The organism is uncultured Desulfovibrio sp. (assembly GCF_902477725.1).
In the GTDB taxonomy this organism is placed as follows: domain Bacteria; phylum Desulfobacterota; class Desulfovibrionia; order Desulfovibrionales; family Desulfovibrionaceae; genus Desulfovibrio.
Genome location: NZ_CABSIF010000012.1, coordinates 79,618 through 94,226, shown reverse-complemented (window position 1 = coordinate 94,226; position 14,609 = coordinate 79,618). Strand labels below are relative to the sequence as shown.

The 14,609-nt window shown below is 61.0% G+C and carries 14 protein-coding genes; 5 read left to right on the top strand and 9 right to left on the bottom strand.

The window, feature by feature from the left end; translation table 11 throughout:
- Positions 1 to 33: 33 nt before the first annotated feature.
- Positions 34 to 723, bottom strand: a complete 690-nt coding sequence (locus RDK48_RS11885; RefSeq protein ID WP_298993947.1) for a helix-turn-helix transcriptional regulator — start codon at positions 721 to 723, stop codon at positions 34 to 36.
- 210 nt (positions 724 to 933) lie between these two features.
- Here RDK48_RS11885 and RDK48_RS11880 point away from each other — a divergent pair, with 210 nt between their 5' ends.
- From RDK48_RS11880 to RDK48_RS11860, 5 genes are all read left to right on the top strand, one after another.
- Entirely contained in the window at positions 934 to 1,380 is a 447-nt protein-coding gene (locus RDK48_RS11880; RefSeq protein ID WP_298993949.1) for a LexA family transcriptional regulator, read from the top strand.
- The gene (locus RDK48_RS11875) at positions 1,361 to 2,689 is read left to right on the top strand and encodes a Y-family DNA polymerase (protein WP_298993950.1); all 1,329 of its coding nucleotides are present in this window, start codon (positions 1,361 to 1,363) and stop codon (positions 2,687 to 2,689) included. The genes RDK48_RS11880 and RDK48_RS11875 overlap by 20 nt, the downstream gene beginning before the upstream one ends.
- Positions 2,690 to 3,147: 458 nt before the next feature.
- Positions 3,148 to 4,356 (top strand): glycine betaine/L-proline ABC transporter ATP-binding protein, encoded by a 1,209-nt coding sequence (locus RDK48_RS11870; protein ID WP_298993952.1) that lies wholly within the window; start codon positions 3,148 to 3,150, stop codon positions 4,354 to 4,356.
- Positions 4,346 to 5,185, top strand: coding sequence for a proline/glycine betaine ABC transporter permease (locus RDK48_RS11865; RefSeq protein ID WP_298993953.1), 840 nt, complete (start codon positions 4,346 to 4,348; stop codon positions 5,183 to 5,185). The genes RDK48_RS11870 and RDK48_RS11865 overlap by 11 nt, the downstream gene beginning before the upstream one ends.
- 13 nt (positions 5,186 to 5,198) lie before the next feature.
- Positions 5,199 to 6,065 (top strand): glycine betaine ABC transporter substrate-binding protein, encoded by an 867-nt coding sequence (locus tag RDK48_RS11860; RefSeq protein ID WP_298993955.1) that lies wholly within the window; start codon positions 5,199 to 5,201, stop codon positions 6,063 to 6,065.
- Positions 6,066 to 6,141: 76 nt separating this feature from the next.
- Here the strand turns inward: RDK48_RS11860 and RDK48_RS11855 are convergent, their stop codons facing one another.
- The 8 genes from RDK48_RS11855 to RDK48_RS11820 form a co-directional block, all read right to left on the bottom strand.
- On the bottom strand, positions 6,142 to 8,829 hold the full coding sequence (locus tag RDK48_RS11855; protein WP_298993957.1) for a ComEC/Rec2 family competence protein: 2,688 nt from the start codon (positions 8,827 to 8,829) through the stop codon (positions 6,142 to 6,144).
- Positions 8,830 to 8,932: 103 nt separating this feature from the next.
- Positions 8,933 to 9,388 (bottom strand): SsrA-binding protein SmpB, encoded by a 456-nt coding sequence (gene smpB, locus RDK48_RS11850; RefSeq protein ID WP_298993959.1) that lies wholly within the window; start codon positions 9,386 to 9,388, stop codon positions 8,933 to 8,935.
- Positions 9,385 to 11,157 (bottom strand): phosphoenolpyruvate--protein phosphotransferase, encoded by a 1,773-nt coding sequence (gene ptsP / locus RDK48_RS11845; protein WP_298993961.1) that lies wholly within the window; start codon positions 11,155 to 11,157, stop codon positions 9,385 to 9,387. Before ptsP ends, smpB begins: the two co-directional genes overlap by 4 nt.
- 1 nt (position 11,158) lies before the next feature.
- Complete coding sequence (locus RDK48_RS11840) at positions 11,159 to 11,449, bottom strand: HPr family phosphocarrier protein (protein ID WP_027180722.1); 291 nt, start codon at positions 11,447 to 11,449, stop codon at positions 11,159 to 11,161.
- A gap of 73 nt (positions 11,450 to 11,522) precedes the next feature.
- Complete coding sequence (locus tag RDK48_RS11835) at positions 11,523 to 12,272, bottom strand: PTS system mannose/fructose/sorbose family transporter subunit IID (protein ID WP_027180723.1); 750 nt, start codon at positions 12,270 to 12,272, stop codon at positions 11,523 to 11,525.
- Positions 12,273 to 12,453: 181 nt separating this feature from the next.
- On the bottom strand, positions 12,454 to 13,305 hold the full coding sequence (gene rsmI / locus RDK48_RS11830; protein ID WP_298993964.1) for a 16S rRNA (cytidine(1402)-2'-O)-methyltransferase: 852 nt from the start codon (positions 13,303 to 13,305) through the stop codon (positions 12,454 to 12,456).
- Positions 13,247 to 13,636 carry a YraN family protein gene (locus RDK48_RS11825; RefSeq protein ID WP_298994078.1) on the bottom strand — a complete coding sequence of 130 codons (390 nt, stop codon included), beginning with the start codon at positions 13,634 to 13,636 and terminating at the stop codon, positions 13,247 to 13,249. Before RDK48_RS11825 ends, rsmI begins: the two co-directional genes overlap by 59 nt.
- A gap of 62 nt (positions 13,637 to 13,698) precedes the next feature.
- On the bottom strand, positions 13,699 to 14,472 hold the full coding sequence (locus RDK48_RS11820) for a ribonuclease HII (RefSeq protein WP_298993966.1): 774 nt from the start codon (positions 14,470 to 14,472) through the stop codon (positions 13,699 to 13,701).
- Positions 14,473 to 14,609 lie beyond the last annotated feature (137 nt).

Here is a 14,609-nt window from a genome sequence, read left to right as displayed (position 1 = left end):
TGTACGCGCGCCGGGTGCCGTGCGCAAGCATTCTTACCTGTATTCCCTTCCAGACCACAGCACGCGGCCAATAACCCTGAACTGGTCGGCGCAGTCGCCGCGCAGATCAAGGCTCACAGGCGGATAGGCCGGGTTGACGCTGTTCAGCACAATCTTGCCGGGCAGCTTGTCGATGCGTTTTATATAGATGGCGTCTTCAAAGCCAACGGCATAAAGCCGCCCAGGGCTGATTTCCGTCTGGCCCCGATCCAGCAGCACCAGATCGTTGTCAAAAATTTCCGGCACCATGCTGTCGCCAGAAACACGCATGAGCACCATGCGCCGGGGGTTGCCCTTGCGGCGTAAAAAATCGCCCCTGAAGGCATAGCTGCCCTGGCTGTGATTATTGACCTCAAGGCTGCCCGTTCCGGCAGAGAGCCGCGCTTCTGCAAGCGGCACGCTGATGAGATCCGTTTCGCAATCCGCCTGAATGCTGGGCAGTTCGCCATCCGCCGCTTCCGGCAGCCGCATGGGCCCGCTGCCAAAAAAAAGCCAGTGGGCGTTTACGCCTGTCTGGGCGGCGCAGGTCTGAATCCACGCAGGCGGCACCTCGCCGCGTTTGCGCGCTCCACTCACGGATTGCGGGGTGATGCCCAGCGATCTTGCCAGTTCCGCATCGCTGACCACGCTGAGGGCCTGCATAAGCCTTTGCAATGTTTCTTTGAAGTCTGATTTCTCGGGCATGGCGTTCCTCGCTTCCGCGCGAATGGGTGATTGCCGCACACGCTTTCGGCGGGGTTGTTTCAACTTTTCATTCAGGATATCAACCTCAGGCGTTGCTTGCAAGGATAAAATAAGCTAAAAACTGATGGCCGCGTGGCTTTGCCCCGCATTTTTGCAGATTTTGCCACCCGTACCCATTGGGCTGCGGTGAACCGATCCACAGGAGGCGGTATGGCTTTCATTTCGTCTTCGCTGGAACTGCTGGCTCCGGCAGCGGCCATTTCTGACCACAGGGCGGGGCTGCCCCTGTATCTTACGCCTGTGGAGGCGGGTTTTCCTTCTCCAGCGGAGGATTACCTCGACTGCAAGCTGGATCTGCACCGGCATATGGTGCGCAATGAGGCTGCCACCTTCTTTTTGCGGGCGCATGGGGAATCCATGCTGGGCGCAGGTATCCATGACGGAGACCTGCTGGTGGTTGACCGCTCGGTAGAGGCTGGGCACCGCAAGGTGGTTATCGCCGCGCTGGAAGGGGAACTGACCGTCAAGCGCCTGCTGCGCCGCGATGGGCGCGTCTTGCTTGCCCCCGAGAATCCCCGGTTTGACCCCATCGACATTACAGAAAGCGAATTCGTGCACATTTGGGGCGTTGTCACCTATGTCGTCCACAAGCTCTGATTCGCCAGCGTCCCTGTGGGCGCTCGTGGACTGCAACAATTTTTACGCCTCGTGTGAAAAACTGTTCCGGCCCGATCTTGCCGATCGCCCTGTGGTGGTGCTCTCCAACAACGATGGCTGCATTGTGTCGCGCTCGGCAGAGGCCAAGGCTCTGGGCATCCCCATGGGCGCGCCGGAATTCAAGCTGCGTTCCCAGTTGCGCGCGCTGAACGTGGCGGTATTTTCCTCCAATTACGCGCTGTACGGCGATATCTCCGCACGGGTGGTCGATATTCTGGAGCAATGCTGCTCGCAGGTGGAGCCGTACTCCATTGATGAATCCTTTTTGCGGCTTGAGGCCCCCCAGCGGGCCAATCTGCCTGAATTCTGCCGCGATGTGCGGCAACGCATCCAGCGCTGGACGGGAATCACAGTTTCCGTTGGGGTTGGAGCAACGCGCACCCTTGCCAAGATTGCCACACATGTGGCCAAAAAGCATCCGTCCTACGGGGGCGTGTTTTCCCTGGCACGGCAAAAACGCGACATCGACCGCGTGCTTGCGGGTACGCCCGTTGAGGATGTTTGGGGTGTGGGGCGGCGGCAGGCGCGGCGCTTGTGGGCCGAGGGCATCTGCACGGCCCTGCATATGAAAAACGCTGACGACATCATGCTGCGCCGTCTGCTTACCGTGACGGGCTGGCGCACGGCTCTGGAGTTGCGCGGTGTCCCCTGCCTTGGCAACGAGACCGCTCCTGTGGCGCGTAAAACACTCATGTCCACACGTTCGTTTGCGCAGCGCATCCACGACAAGGCCATGCTGGCGCAGGCGCTCTCAACCTTTGCCGTGCGCGCGGCCACGCGGCTGCGGCGCGAGGGCCTTGTGGCCAGCGGGCTTGGCGTTCATATCCGCACGGCTCGCCCCGGTCAGGCGGCAGCGGGGGAGCGGCTTTACGACCAGACGGCCCAGTGCCCCCTACCCATGCCTACGGCTGACAGCCAGATGTTCATCCGCACGGCGCTGGAGGGGCTGGAGCGTATGTTTTTGCCCGGTTTTGCCTACGCAAAGGCTGGGGTGATGCTCTACGGCCTTGAGCGGGCTGATGCCGTGCAGGGCAGTTTGCTGGCCCTTGCGGCCGGGCTTGAATCCGGCGGTGATGGACGGCGGCAGAGCCTCATGCGCTCGCTGGACAATATCAATAACCGTTTTGGCCGCGATACGGTTATCTTTGGCGCGCAAGGCATGGGCGAGGCTCCCTGGCATATGCGGCAGGAACACCGCTCCCCCCGCCTCACAACCAGCTGGGATGAACTCCCGCTTGCCCGCTGCTGAAAAAGTTTTTCCCCATTTTCTGTTGCCTCCCCACCTTTGAGCTATGTGCTTTACATCGCGAGAGTGCTGTTTTGTGTTTTGCATATATTGCGTAATTTTATGATGCAGCACATTACTTATAATGTATTATAGCGAAGCAAATTTCCATATTTGCACAAAATTTTGTTTTATAGTAATGTGGCAATGTCGGTGCAGAAACTACAAAAATCATATGGACGTAGTATAACCTGCTGCGTGTATAGTTATGATTTTTTTCTGCCTTGGTTGTTTAACGATTTTGTTATAACATTATGGAAGTTCGGTAATAACCGAGGAGGCGTTCAAAAGCTGGTGCTGTCTGCGCTGATGACTCCAGCCCGTTCGTTTTGACGGCCACATTGGGGCCGTGCTTCCATATACTCGTCCCTCCTCAGGGGCTACACCCGCAGCGGTTTTCTGCTGTGGCAGAAGGAGAGTATATGGCGAAGATTTCCGTCAAGAATCTGTTCAAGGTCTTTGGGCCAAACCCGGAGCATGCCCTTCAACTGGCATCCAAGGGGCGTTCCCGCGAAGATATTTTGCGGCAGACACGCTCCACCGTGGCATTGCGTGATGTCTCCCTCAATATTGCAGAGAGCGAGCTGCTCGTGGTCATGGGACTTTCCGGCAGCGGCAAGTCCACACTGCTGCGCTGCCTCAACGGTCTTATCATGCCCACGGCTGGTTCCGTGCTGGTGGATGATCAGGACATCATGCAGATGAAGCCGCGCGAGCTGCGTCGTGTGCGGCAGCGCTGTTTTGGCATGGTTTTTCAGAATTTTGCCCTTTTCCCACACCGCACAGTGCTGCAAAACGCGGCGTTTGGCCTTGAGGCCATGGGCATGGGCGAGGCCCTGCGGCTGAAAAAAAGCGGTGAAATACTCGAACGCGTTGGCCTCTCCCAATGGGCCAATGCCTATCCCCGGCAGCTTTCCGGCGGCATGAAGCAGCGTGTGGGCCTTGCCCGCGCCCTGGCAATGGAGCCGGAAGTGCTGCTGATGGACGAGGCCTTCAGCGCGCTTGATCCGCTTATCCGGCAGGAAATGCAGGAAGAACTCCTGACGCTCCAGCAGGATATCCGCAAGACAATCATCTTTATTACCCATGATCTGAACGAGGCCTTCCGGCTTGGCGACCGCATTGTGCTGCTGCAGGACGGCGCGGTGGTGCAGACCGGCACGCCGGAGCAGATACTGCAATCGCCAGCCAACAGTCACGTGGCCCGCTTTGTGGCCTCTGCCGACGTGACCCATGTGCTCACGGCTGGCGGCATCATGAAACGGTCAGAAGACTGGGCCGTGCTGGGCCTTGACGGGCCGCATTCCGTTTTGCGCAAGATGGCCGCGCATTCCATAAGTTCACTGTTTGTCATTGATGCGCAGCGGCGCTTTGCGGGCATTCTGTATGCCGCCGACGCCGAACGCATGGTGGCCCAAGGCAAGACGGACATTGCCGCCATCACCCAGCGCGACATAACAACAGTTTCGCCCTCGACCCCCATTGCAGAAGTGATGCCCATCATGGCTGAGCTTCCTTATCCGCTGGCCGTTGTTGACGAGCGACAGCGGCTTCAGGGCGTCATCGTGCGCGGCCTGCTGCTGGCGGCAATGGTGGAGGGCATGGAATCGGGAGGTCAAAATGCTGCCTAGAATCCCCTTAGCCCAGAGCATTGACGCCTCCGTAGATTTTCTGGTGGAAACCTGCTCGGATTTTACCCGTGCTGGCTCTGCCGCAATGGGCAAGCTGCTGGACGGATTTGAAAACCTGCTCATGCTGCCCCAACCCTGGCTGTTCATCATCCTGCTGGGTCTTGTGTGCTGGTGGGCCACGCGCAGCATCAAGTTACCCGCCTTCTCCATGCTCGGCTTTGCCCTGCTGTGGAACCTTGGCTTGTGGGAACCGACCATGAGCACGCTTGCCCTGGTGCTTTCCGCAACCTTGCTTTCCGTGCTGCTGGGAGTTCCCTGCGGCATCCTGGCGGCTGTGTCGCGCTGGGGCAGGCAGATCATCATGCCCGTACTGGACGTTATGCAGACCATGCCCGCATTTGTGTATCTTATCCCCGCCATTCCCTTTTTCGGTATCGGCAAGGTAAGCGCAGTGGTGGCAACGGTGGTCTTTTCCGTGCCGCCCGCCATTCGTCTTACCTGCCTGGGCATCCGGCAGATTCCCGCAGACCTTGTGGAATGCGCCGAGGCCTTTGGCCTCACGCGAATGCAGCGCCTGCGCAAGCTGGAGCTGCCCCTCGCCATGCCCACCATTGTGGCGGGCGTGAACCAGACAATCATGCTGGCGCTTTCCATGGCGGTCATTGCTGCCATGATCGGTGCGCGCGGCCTTGGCGGCGAAGTCTGGAAAGCAATCCAGAGATTGCAGATAGGAAATGGCTTTGAAGCCGGGCTTGGAATTGTTATCGTGGCAATCACACTTGATCGCCTCTTTCGTGCGTTGGCGCAAAAATGCGCCGGACAAAACTAGACGGGAGGACGCAATGACACGCAGACTTTTTATAATGGTTCTTGCCATCATGGTTTTGTGGGCGTGGCCTGCTCAGGCCGCTGCCGACAGTAAACAGAACAAAACCCTTAAAATCGTCTATGTCGAGTGGGATTGCGCCACCGCCTCCAGCAATCTTGCCAAGGCCGTGCTGGAAGACAAGCTCGGTTATAAGGTGGAATTGCTGCCTGTTACCCAGCCAATATTATGGACGAGCATTGCTACCGGCGATGCCGATGCCATGGTCACGGCCTGGTTGCCCGATACCCACGCCGCCATGTACGGCAAGGTGAAAAGTCAGGTGGAAATGCTGGGCAAGCTTGTGGGCGGTGCGCGCCTTGGGCTGGCCGTGCCGGACTATGTGCCGCTCAAGTCCATTGATGAACTGGACGCAAACGCGGACAAGTTCCAGGGGCGCATTGTGGGCATTGATCCGGGCTCCGGCCTGATGCAGCTTACGGAAAAAGCCATGAAGGATTATGGCATCAAGAAGTTGCAGCTTGTGGAGGGCAGTGGAACCATCATGACCTCCAGCCTGGCCGAGGCCATCCGCAAGCAGGAATGGATTGTAGTGACGGCCTGGTCGCCGCACTGGATGTTTGGCCGCTGGCAAATGCATTATCTGGATGACCCGCTGGGCAGCCTGGGCAAGGAAGAAGGCATTTTCAAGGTTGGCCGCAAGGGTCTGAAAAAGGACCACCCCGATGCCTGGGCCTTTTTGACCAACTTTCGGTACGAAGATCCAAGCCAGCTCCAGAGGCTCATGAACAGGAATCAGGAAAAGGGCGCAGATCCTCTGGAAAACGCCCGCCGCTTCATGAAGGAAAATCCCCAGATGGTAGAAGCCTGGCTTAAAAAATAGGTAAGACCTGCAAGAGGCGTTATTGTTCCTCCTGATGCACCCCGGTTGCCCGCAAAGGCCGCCGGGGTGTACGCGTTCAGGGCCGCGCGGAATGAATGGCTGGCTGGCCAAGGCTGTCGCCGCGCGCGGGCCAGATAATCCGCACAGCGCCGTCGCGCCCTGTGTAGTGCAGCGGTGCGCCTGTGGCATCACACCACGCCCGCAGCGGTTGAGAAGGGTAGCCGTAGCGGTTTTCAAACCCGCACGAGGCGACCACAATGCCGGGCTGCACCGCCGCATAAAATTCCGGCAGAAACCCTGTGGCAGAGCCATGGTGTGGCGCTACAATCACCTCGGCCCGCAGGTCATCTCCGTTATCCAGCAGGCGGCGCAGCACAGGGCGTTCCGCATCGCCCAAAAACAGGGCCAGCCCACGGCCATGCTGGGTCAGCCGGGCCACCACAGAGGCATCGTTGCCTTGCCATGCGTCCCACTCGTTCATTGGAGGGTGCAGAATTTCCAGGCGCAGACCCAGAGACGGTTTGCCCAGCGTCAGAACATCCCCACGCACAAGGGCGCGGCTGTGGTGGGCCGTGCGCGCCGCCCGCCACTGTTCGCCCCAGCTGCCCTTGCCTTCGCGCCCATTGTCCAGCAGGTGATCCACACGAAAAACGCGCAGTATGTGCAGCAAGCCGCCCATGTGGTCAAGGTCGGGGTGGGTGTTGAGTATGCCGGTCAGGTGCGGCGTGTCATTATAGGTCAGGGCCGGGGCCACCAGCGCCTGCCCCGGATCAAAACGCGGCGAGGCGCTGCCCCCGCCGTCCAGCAGCAGGCGCACATGCCCCGGCAGACGCAGCAGCAGGGCCTGACTCTGCCCCACATCCAGCACATCAAGGCGAATGTGGTCTGACAGGCGCTCAGCGGTGCGCAGGGCCGGGCCAACGCATAACAGCAGCGCCCCGGCCAGCAGCAGACGTTGCGCCGCGCGGGGCAGGTCTGCGCGCCCCGCCTTCAGCGCCAGGGCCCCAAGCAAAGCCGCAAAAGCAGGCAGGGCTGTCCAGTGCGGGCGCAGCAGGGCCGGGGGCTGCAACAGGTTCGCGCCAGCCAGCCACGCAAGGCAGTCTGTAAGCCATTGGCAGGGCAGAGCCGCCGTGTCCAGCACTGCCCGCGCCGCAAGGTCAAGGCCCAGAGCGGACAGGAACAGGCCGAGCACAGAGGCGGGCAACACCAGCATGTCGGCCACGGGCAGCCAGAGCACATTGAGCCAGAACCAGTGCCCCATATTGTTGAACAGCATCATGTTCAGAGGCAGAAGGGCAATCTGGATGCCCAGGGAAACCAGAAATATCCGCGTTAAGGCCCACGTTCCCCGTTTAAGCTGCTGATTCATACGTCTGCCAAAGCCTCCGCTCCGCCGCATCTGCACAGCCGGGTCCGGCTCCGGGGCCAGTATCCGCAGCCAGGGCAGGCTCATGCCGATGACCGCCACGCACAGTACGGAAAGTTGCAGGCCTGTATCCAGCATGCTCAGGGGGGAAGCCACGCTGATGCAGAGCAGGGCGGCGCAGAGCACATCAAGTGTTGTGTGGGGCCGTCCGCGCAAGAAATAGACGGCAAGAAGCAGCAGCATGACAGCAGCCCGCAGCAATGACGCCGGGGCATCGCCCAGCCACAGGTAGGCCAGTGCTGGCGGCAGTGTTGCCAGCAGCGTCCAGACTGCTCGGGGGCGGCGCAGGTAGATGCCGGGGCGAACGCGCGCGGCGGCAAGCACGCAGAGCAGGCCCACAAGGCCCGCCACGGTGAGATGCTGGCCGGAAAGGGCGAGACTGTGCACCAGCGTGGCCGAGGCAAAATTGTTCAGTGTCTGCTGGTTCAGGTATTGCCTGTCGCCAAAGAGCAGCGCCAGCAGGATGGCCTTGCCCTGCGAAAGTTTGTATTGCGTGGGTTTGTTATGGGATGCCGGAGGGGAAGCGCCAGCCGCTGTGGTTTCGTCTGGCTTGTCTGCGTGGGACTGTGCCGCCTCCTGGGCCGGAAACAGCACGCCCACAAAATCCTGCCGTAATGATTCGCGCCAGCGGGCGGAGATGGTTGGCTGGCCGGAAATGCGCGGGTCTCCCTGATTGCCCAGAGTCCACATGCGCCACCGCACGCCTTGAGCCGCCAGCCACAGGCCCCAGTCGGTCTGGCCTTCATTGGCAAAGCCCTGCGCGGGCATGGGCCGCCGCGTCAGGCAGACTGTCTGGCCGGGGAGCGGAGGAGAAAGGGCAATGGCGGCTGTGGGGGCTTCCCATGTCCAGGCCAGTTTGCCGGTCAGGGGGCGAACAGTTGAATTTGTGGCGTCTGGCGGTATTGCGGCAGCATCAGAGGCAGAGGACAAGCCGTCTCTGCCGTCTGCACAGGCGGGGCGCACATCGCCCAGCAGCAGGCGCAGGCGGTTGTCGGGCAGGCCCTGCAGATCGCGCACAATGCCGCACACTCGCGGCGGCTGGGCAGACTCGTGCAGCCATTGGGGCAGCTGGCCCATTTGCCTTGTCTGCTCTTCTGTTGAGAGCAGCGTTTGCCACGGGCAACCATAGAGTTGCCAGTATCCGGTCAGAAATCCCGCCAGCAGGCACAAGGCGGCAAGAGCCGTGCGCGCGGCGCGCCACAGGCGGGCATCCGCAAAAAACAGCAGCAAGGCGCAGCAAAGTGAGGGCAGAGGCCAGGGTGCTGCGGTAATGCCCGCTATCCAGAAGCCCAGATACGTCTGCCAGAGCAGGGGGGCTTGCAATGGAGGGTGCCGCATGACGAACCTTGTAAAAGTGATGTACCGCGCGGTTGTGGCGGGGCAGTGCGCGTAAAAAAAGGAGCGCCCTTGCAGCAAGAGCGCCCCTTTGAACAGCGGGAGGCTAGGACAGCTCCCGGGCCATATCCCGTTCTTCTGCCCTGCGTTTGAGTGTTTCGCGGTGGTCGTGCAGTTTTTTGCCCTTGCCGAGGGCAATTTCTACCTTGATCTTGCCCCGCTTGAAGTAGAGGCGCACGGGCACAACCGTCAGGCCCTGCTGGGCCACCAGCCCTGCGAATTTGGAAATTTCCCGTTCGTGCATCAGCAGTTTGCGCGCGCGGTCTGGCTCCTGCGACACATAGCCCGCGTTGGCGTAGGGCGCGATGTGCAGCGAAACAAGCCAGGCTTCTCCCTGGCGAAAGTCTACGTAGCTGTCGATAAAGTTGACCTTGCCCGCGCGGATGCTTTTGACTTCCGGGCCGGTCAGTACAATGCCCGCCTCGGTGAACTCGGAAAGTTCATAGAGGTGGCGGGCCTTTTTATTCAGGGCCACAGTGGATGGGGATATTTTTTGGTTCATGGGTGACTGTATGTGAAAAGGCTTGTGGTGTGAAAGGCCAGTTCCTGTCCCAGTGACTGTTGCAACGCTTCGCGCACCATGCGTTTGGAAGCGGCCACATCGGTGCTGAGCAGCACGCTGTTGGCCAGATCCATGCAGGTCTGGGCGTTGAACTGGCGTATAAGGTGCTTCATGCCCGGTACAAATCGGGGGGCGGCGGACACAGTGTCCACGCCCATGCCCAGCAGCAGGGCCAGGCCAAAGGGGTCAGAAGCAAGCTCGCCGCAGACGGAAACACCTATGCCCTCGCGGTGGGCGGCGTCAATTATGTGCTTGAGCGAGCGCACGATAGCCGGATGCAGCGGCTCGTTGAGGTAGGCCACATGGCGGTTGTTGCGGTCAATGCCCATTATGTAGTGGATAAGGTCATTGGTGCCGATGCTGAAAAAGTCGCACTCCCGCGCAAGGGCATCGCAAATAAGGGCCGCAGCCGGGGTTTCAACCATGACGCCCAAGGGCAGCAATGGGGCGTGGGGCAGGTTTTGCGCCGCAAGCTCCTGATGCAGTTCCTGCATGATGCGGCGCACCTGCTGCACTTCATCCATGCAGGAAATCATGGGCAGCATGATGGCCACATTGCCCATAGCCCCGGCGCGCATGAGCGCCCGCAGCTGCGTGCGAAAAATGCCCTGATGCCGCAGGCAAAAACGTATGCCGCGCAAACCCAGCGCCGGGTTAGGCTCCTTGAGCACTGCCTGCGCGTGGAGCATCTTGTCTGCGCCCACGTCAAGCGTGCGAAACACCACCCGATCCGGCGCGGCCCGCTGTGCCACTGCCGCGTATTCTGCCAGCAGGTCTTCTTCTGACGGCAGGCGGTCGGTAAAATAGGCAAATTCGGTGCGGTACAGGCCCACGCCGTCGGCACCGCACTGGGCAAGAGCTGACAGTTCATTGGTGCCTTCAAGGTTGGCCTGAACTTCCACTCGTACGCCATCGCACATTTCGGCAGGCCAGCGGGCAGATTTGAGCGTGAGGTCTTCCCACGCCGTATATTCCTCGCGCCGGGCCGTAAAGCGGGCCTCGTCAGCCTCATCGGGGCTGAGCAGTACGCTGCCGCCGAGACCGTCCACCACCAGGGTTTCGTTTTCGCGGGCAATGTCCATGAGCCCGGTAACGCCCGCAAGGCAGGGAATGTGCAGCCCGCGCGACAAAATGGCCGTGTGGGAGGTGGGGCCGCCTTCTGCGGTCAGAATGCCCAGCACCAGGTCAAGGTTGAGTTCCATGACATCGGCGGGGGAGAGGTCTTCCGCCACCAGCACGCCGGGGGTTTCATCCTCTCCCTTGTGGGCCGGGTCTGCCGCCAGATGCTCGCGCAGGCGCAGGCCCACGGCGCGGATATCCTGGGCGCGGTCGCGCAGGTAGGCGTCGTCCATACTTCTGAACAGCGCGCACAGTTCATCCACCGTGAGTTTGAGCGCCCACGAGGCGCACACAAGGTTGCTTTCTATGCGGGCCAGCGCGGCCTTGAGCAGCTTGGGGTCGCGGGCCATTTCCATCTGGGCGGCAATGACGTCGCGGTATTCCGAAAGGTCTTCCGGCACATTTTCCATGGTGGCGGCCAGTGAGGCGCGCACGCTTTCAGCGGCGGCGCGCAGGGTCTCCTGCTCCGCAGCCACTTCGGCGGCAGTGATGCGGCGTTCGTCATCCTGCCGTGTCTTGTGCATGAAGCGCACCCTGCCTATGGCTACGCCAGGCGAAACAGGTGTGCCGAAAAGTACCGCGCGGGCCATGTCAGTCCTGTAGGTTGGTTAAAAATTGGGCCAGGCCGCAAAGAGCTTCGCGGGCATCGTCACCCTGAGCCACCAGGGTCAGTTCCGCATTGGCGGGCGGCGCAAGAGAAAGTATGTCGAGCATGCTTTTGGCGTCTACTTCGCCGGTGTCGCTGACAAGCAGTATATCTGAGGCATAGCGCTGCGCCTCTTGCGCCAGACGGGCCGCCGGGCGGGCGTGCAGGCCGTTGCGCAGGCCAATGCATACCCGTAGCGCCAGTCCTCGCGGCGTTTGTTCAATGGCTTCTTCCATCATCCTACCTTAATGAGCGTTTTATCGGCCAAAGGGGGACAAAGCGTGTCCACTACCGAAAAACACGTATATTCTACATGCCTATGAAGCCCAAGTCCACGAGAATAAGGGCTCCTGTTGTCACAGCCCAAAGCAGCAGTCTTGGCAGGCGCATTCGCCCCACGAGCCATGCGGCGGCAAGCACCGCTGCTGCGCCCATGGCGTAGGCTGTCCAGGGAAAGGGCTTCATGGTGCTGATGGGCAGATGCCAGATAACCAGTGCGGCCAGCGCGGCATTGACCATCTTGAGCCTGTCCACCCAGTTGATGAGGTTGAGCTTGCGCAGGCGGGCGAGCGTGGTCAGCCCGTACCGCAGGCCGGAAACAAAACAGATGGCCCTGAACAGCAGCAGGGAACCGAACAGGATCACCGCCAGCAGCATGGCAATGTTGGTAAAGCCCGCCAGCAGCAGGCTGATGCTGAGCAGCGACCACAGGGGCAGCAATGTGCCGCTGAAAAATGAGTCGCCCAGGGCGGAAAGGGTTGTGGCCAGAGTTTCGCGCACGGAATTCAGCGCGCCTTCCGGCAGCGCCCCCTTGGCGATGGCCTGCTCAAGCGAGAGCAGGATGCCCACGAAAAGGGGAATCATGAAGGGGTGGGTGTTGCTGTGCCCCGCGTAACGGCTCATGGCGCGGGCAAAGGCCTGCGGTTCGGGATACAGTTCGCGCAGGGCCGGCTCCAGCACGTAGGCCAGGCCTATCTGCTGCATCCCCCGGGCGGTCATGGCTGCATTGATGCAGCCTGTGCGCGCCAGGCAGGCAAGTACAACGCGTGTAGGATACATGGCAACCCCGTGGCATGCCGGTTTGGCAGTTGCGGCGAGGGCGCATTCAAAAGGAAAGCGCCGCCTTATGAACACTCAGCCATGATCTGCTGTCGCAAACTGCTTCCGCAACGTGCGCAACTGCTGGCCTGATGCAAAGCCCGTCTTGCAGAGAGCAAAAGAGCCATGGAGTGAACAGACCCTAAGCTTCCGGCTCCGCCTGTTCCGTGCCTGTCAGCAGGGCGTAAATTTCCTTGCCCGACCAGCCGCGCACGGCATCCTGCACCCTGCGGGCAACCTGACGAGGTTTGCCGCCCTGAGCAAGTTCTTCTTGGGCCAGCAGCAGCACATCTTCCCTTGGGGTGCGCTCTGCCTGCTCCGGCGGGCCTACAACAACCGTGATTTCGCCCAGCAGTTCATCGGGCAGCAGGTCGCTGTCTTCCAGACGGCCTACTATAAATTCCTCGTGTTCCTTGGTCAATTCCCGGCACACGGCCACCTCGCGGGGGCCAAGAATGCGCGCGGCCTGAGCGAGGCTTTCCTTGAGACGATCCTTGCGCTCAAAAAAAATGAGCGCGCCCGGCACATGGGTAAAGGCGGCAAAAAGGGCGTCGCGCCCTGCGGCATCGCGCGGCAGAAATCCCAGAAAACTGTGCGGCAGCGGGGGAATGCCAGCGGCGGAAAGGGCCGTTACGGGAGCCGAAGGCCCCGGCAGGGGGGATACGGCAAGGCCCTCCTTGCGGCAGGCCCGCACCAGACGGTAGCCGGGATCAGCCAAGAGCGGCGTTCCGGCATCGGAGACAAGGGCAACGGTCTGGCCTTCACGCAGCATGCGCAATACGCCCTCCTGCCGCTCGGCCTCGTTGTGATCGTAAAAACTCAGCAGGCGGCGGGCTTCAATGCCGCAATCGCGCAACAGGCGGGCAGTGCGGCGGGTATCCTCGGCCAGCACAAGATCGGCGCTCGCCAGCACCTCGCGCGCACGAGGCGAAAGATCACCAGGGTTGCCAAGTGGCGTTGCCACTATCCACAGACGGTTCGCATTCAAAGGCATGGCGGCAGTGCTCCAGGTGCAGGGTATCGCCCTCGCGCACAATGCAGACCACATCAAACCGGCAGGGGCTGCTCCATGCATCGTGGGCCGCAAGCCACGCCCTGGCCGCCCGGCACAGGGTACGCTGCTTGGCAGAGGTCAGTGCGGCGGCGGGGCCGCCGTAGGTTGAACTGCTGCGGGTTTTTACTTCGACAAAAACAATGGTGTCGCCATCGCGGCAGACAATATCGAGTTCAAGCCTGCCGCTGCGCCAGTTGCAGTCCAGCAGTTCCATGCCGCTGCGTTGCAGCAGCTTGCGCGCGGCTTCCTCGCCTTTGCGCCCAAGGTTCAGATGGGCCGGGGCGGCGGCTGGTTCATCCTTGCCGCCAAAAAGCGTTTGCAGCCAGCGTGGCTTCACAACAGGCTGCCCTGCTGCGGGCTTGGCTTTTCGGGTAAAACGCCCCGAAAGGTCAGACGGTGCTGCGGGCAGGGCCCTAGGCGGCGCAGGGCTTCGTAATGATCCTCTGTGCCATAGCCTTTGTGGGCTTCAAAGCCGTAGCCGGGCCAGCGTTTTTCCAGCCGGGTCATGAGCTTATCCCTGTAAGTTTTGGCAAGGATGGACGCGGCGGAGATGGCCGGTTCGCTGGCGTCGCCGCCAATAATGCAGCGCTGCGAGGGCAGGGGGGCTGTATGCCCCTTGCGCCAGTAGAAGGCAAAAACCTCGCCGGGTACGGTCTTGTTGCCGTCGATGAGCAGATGCGCGGGCGCGCAGCGCAGGCAGCGCACGGCCCTGCTCATGGCTTCAAAAGTGGCCTGTAAAATATTGATGGCGTCAATGCGGGCGGGCCACACCACACCCAGACCCCAGGCCACCGCGCACTGGCGTATACGCGGGGCGAGCATGTCGCGGGTTTTGGCGCTGCATGCCTTGGAATCGTTGAGGCCCGGCAGGTCGTAGCACTCCGGCAATATGACCGCAGCGGCTACTACCGGCCCGGCCAGACAACCGCGACCGGCCTCGTCTATGCCAGCGGTAAAAATTTGTGGGCCTGTCTGGCTGCTTGCCTGCAAAAGGGGAGAATCATCCTGGGGCAGCGGGGCGCTCAAGGTGCTCACCAGCTGGACAAGGCTCGCCTGTGCCTGCTGGTTGCGCGGCCTTGCCGGGCGGCTCATTGCTTTTTTGCCCATGATTTCTCCGCTGCGCAGCAAGGGCCGCGACCCTATGGTCAATACGTGATGGTCAGCGCGTCGGTTTAGAGCAGTTTATAAATGAAATGTGTTAACTGCTCTGCAAGAATTTTTTTGAAAATCCTTGCCACAAAAAG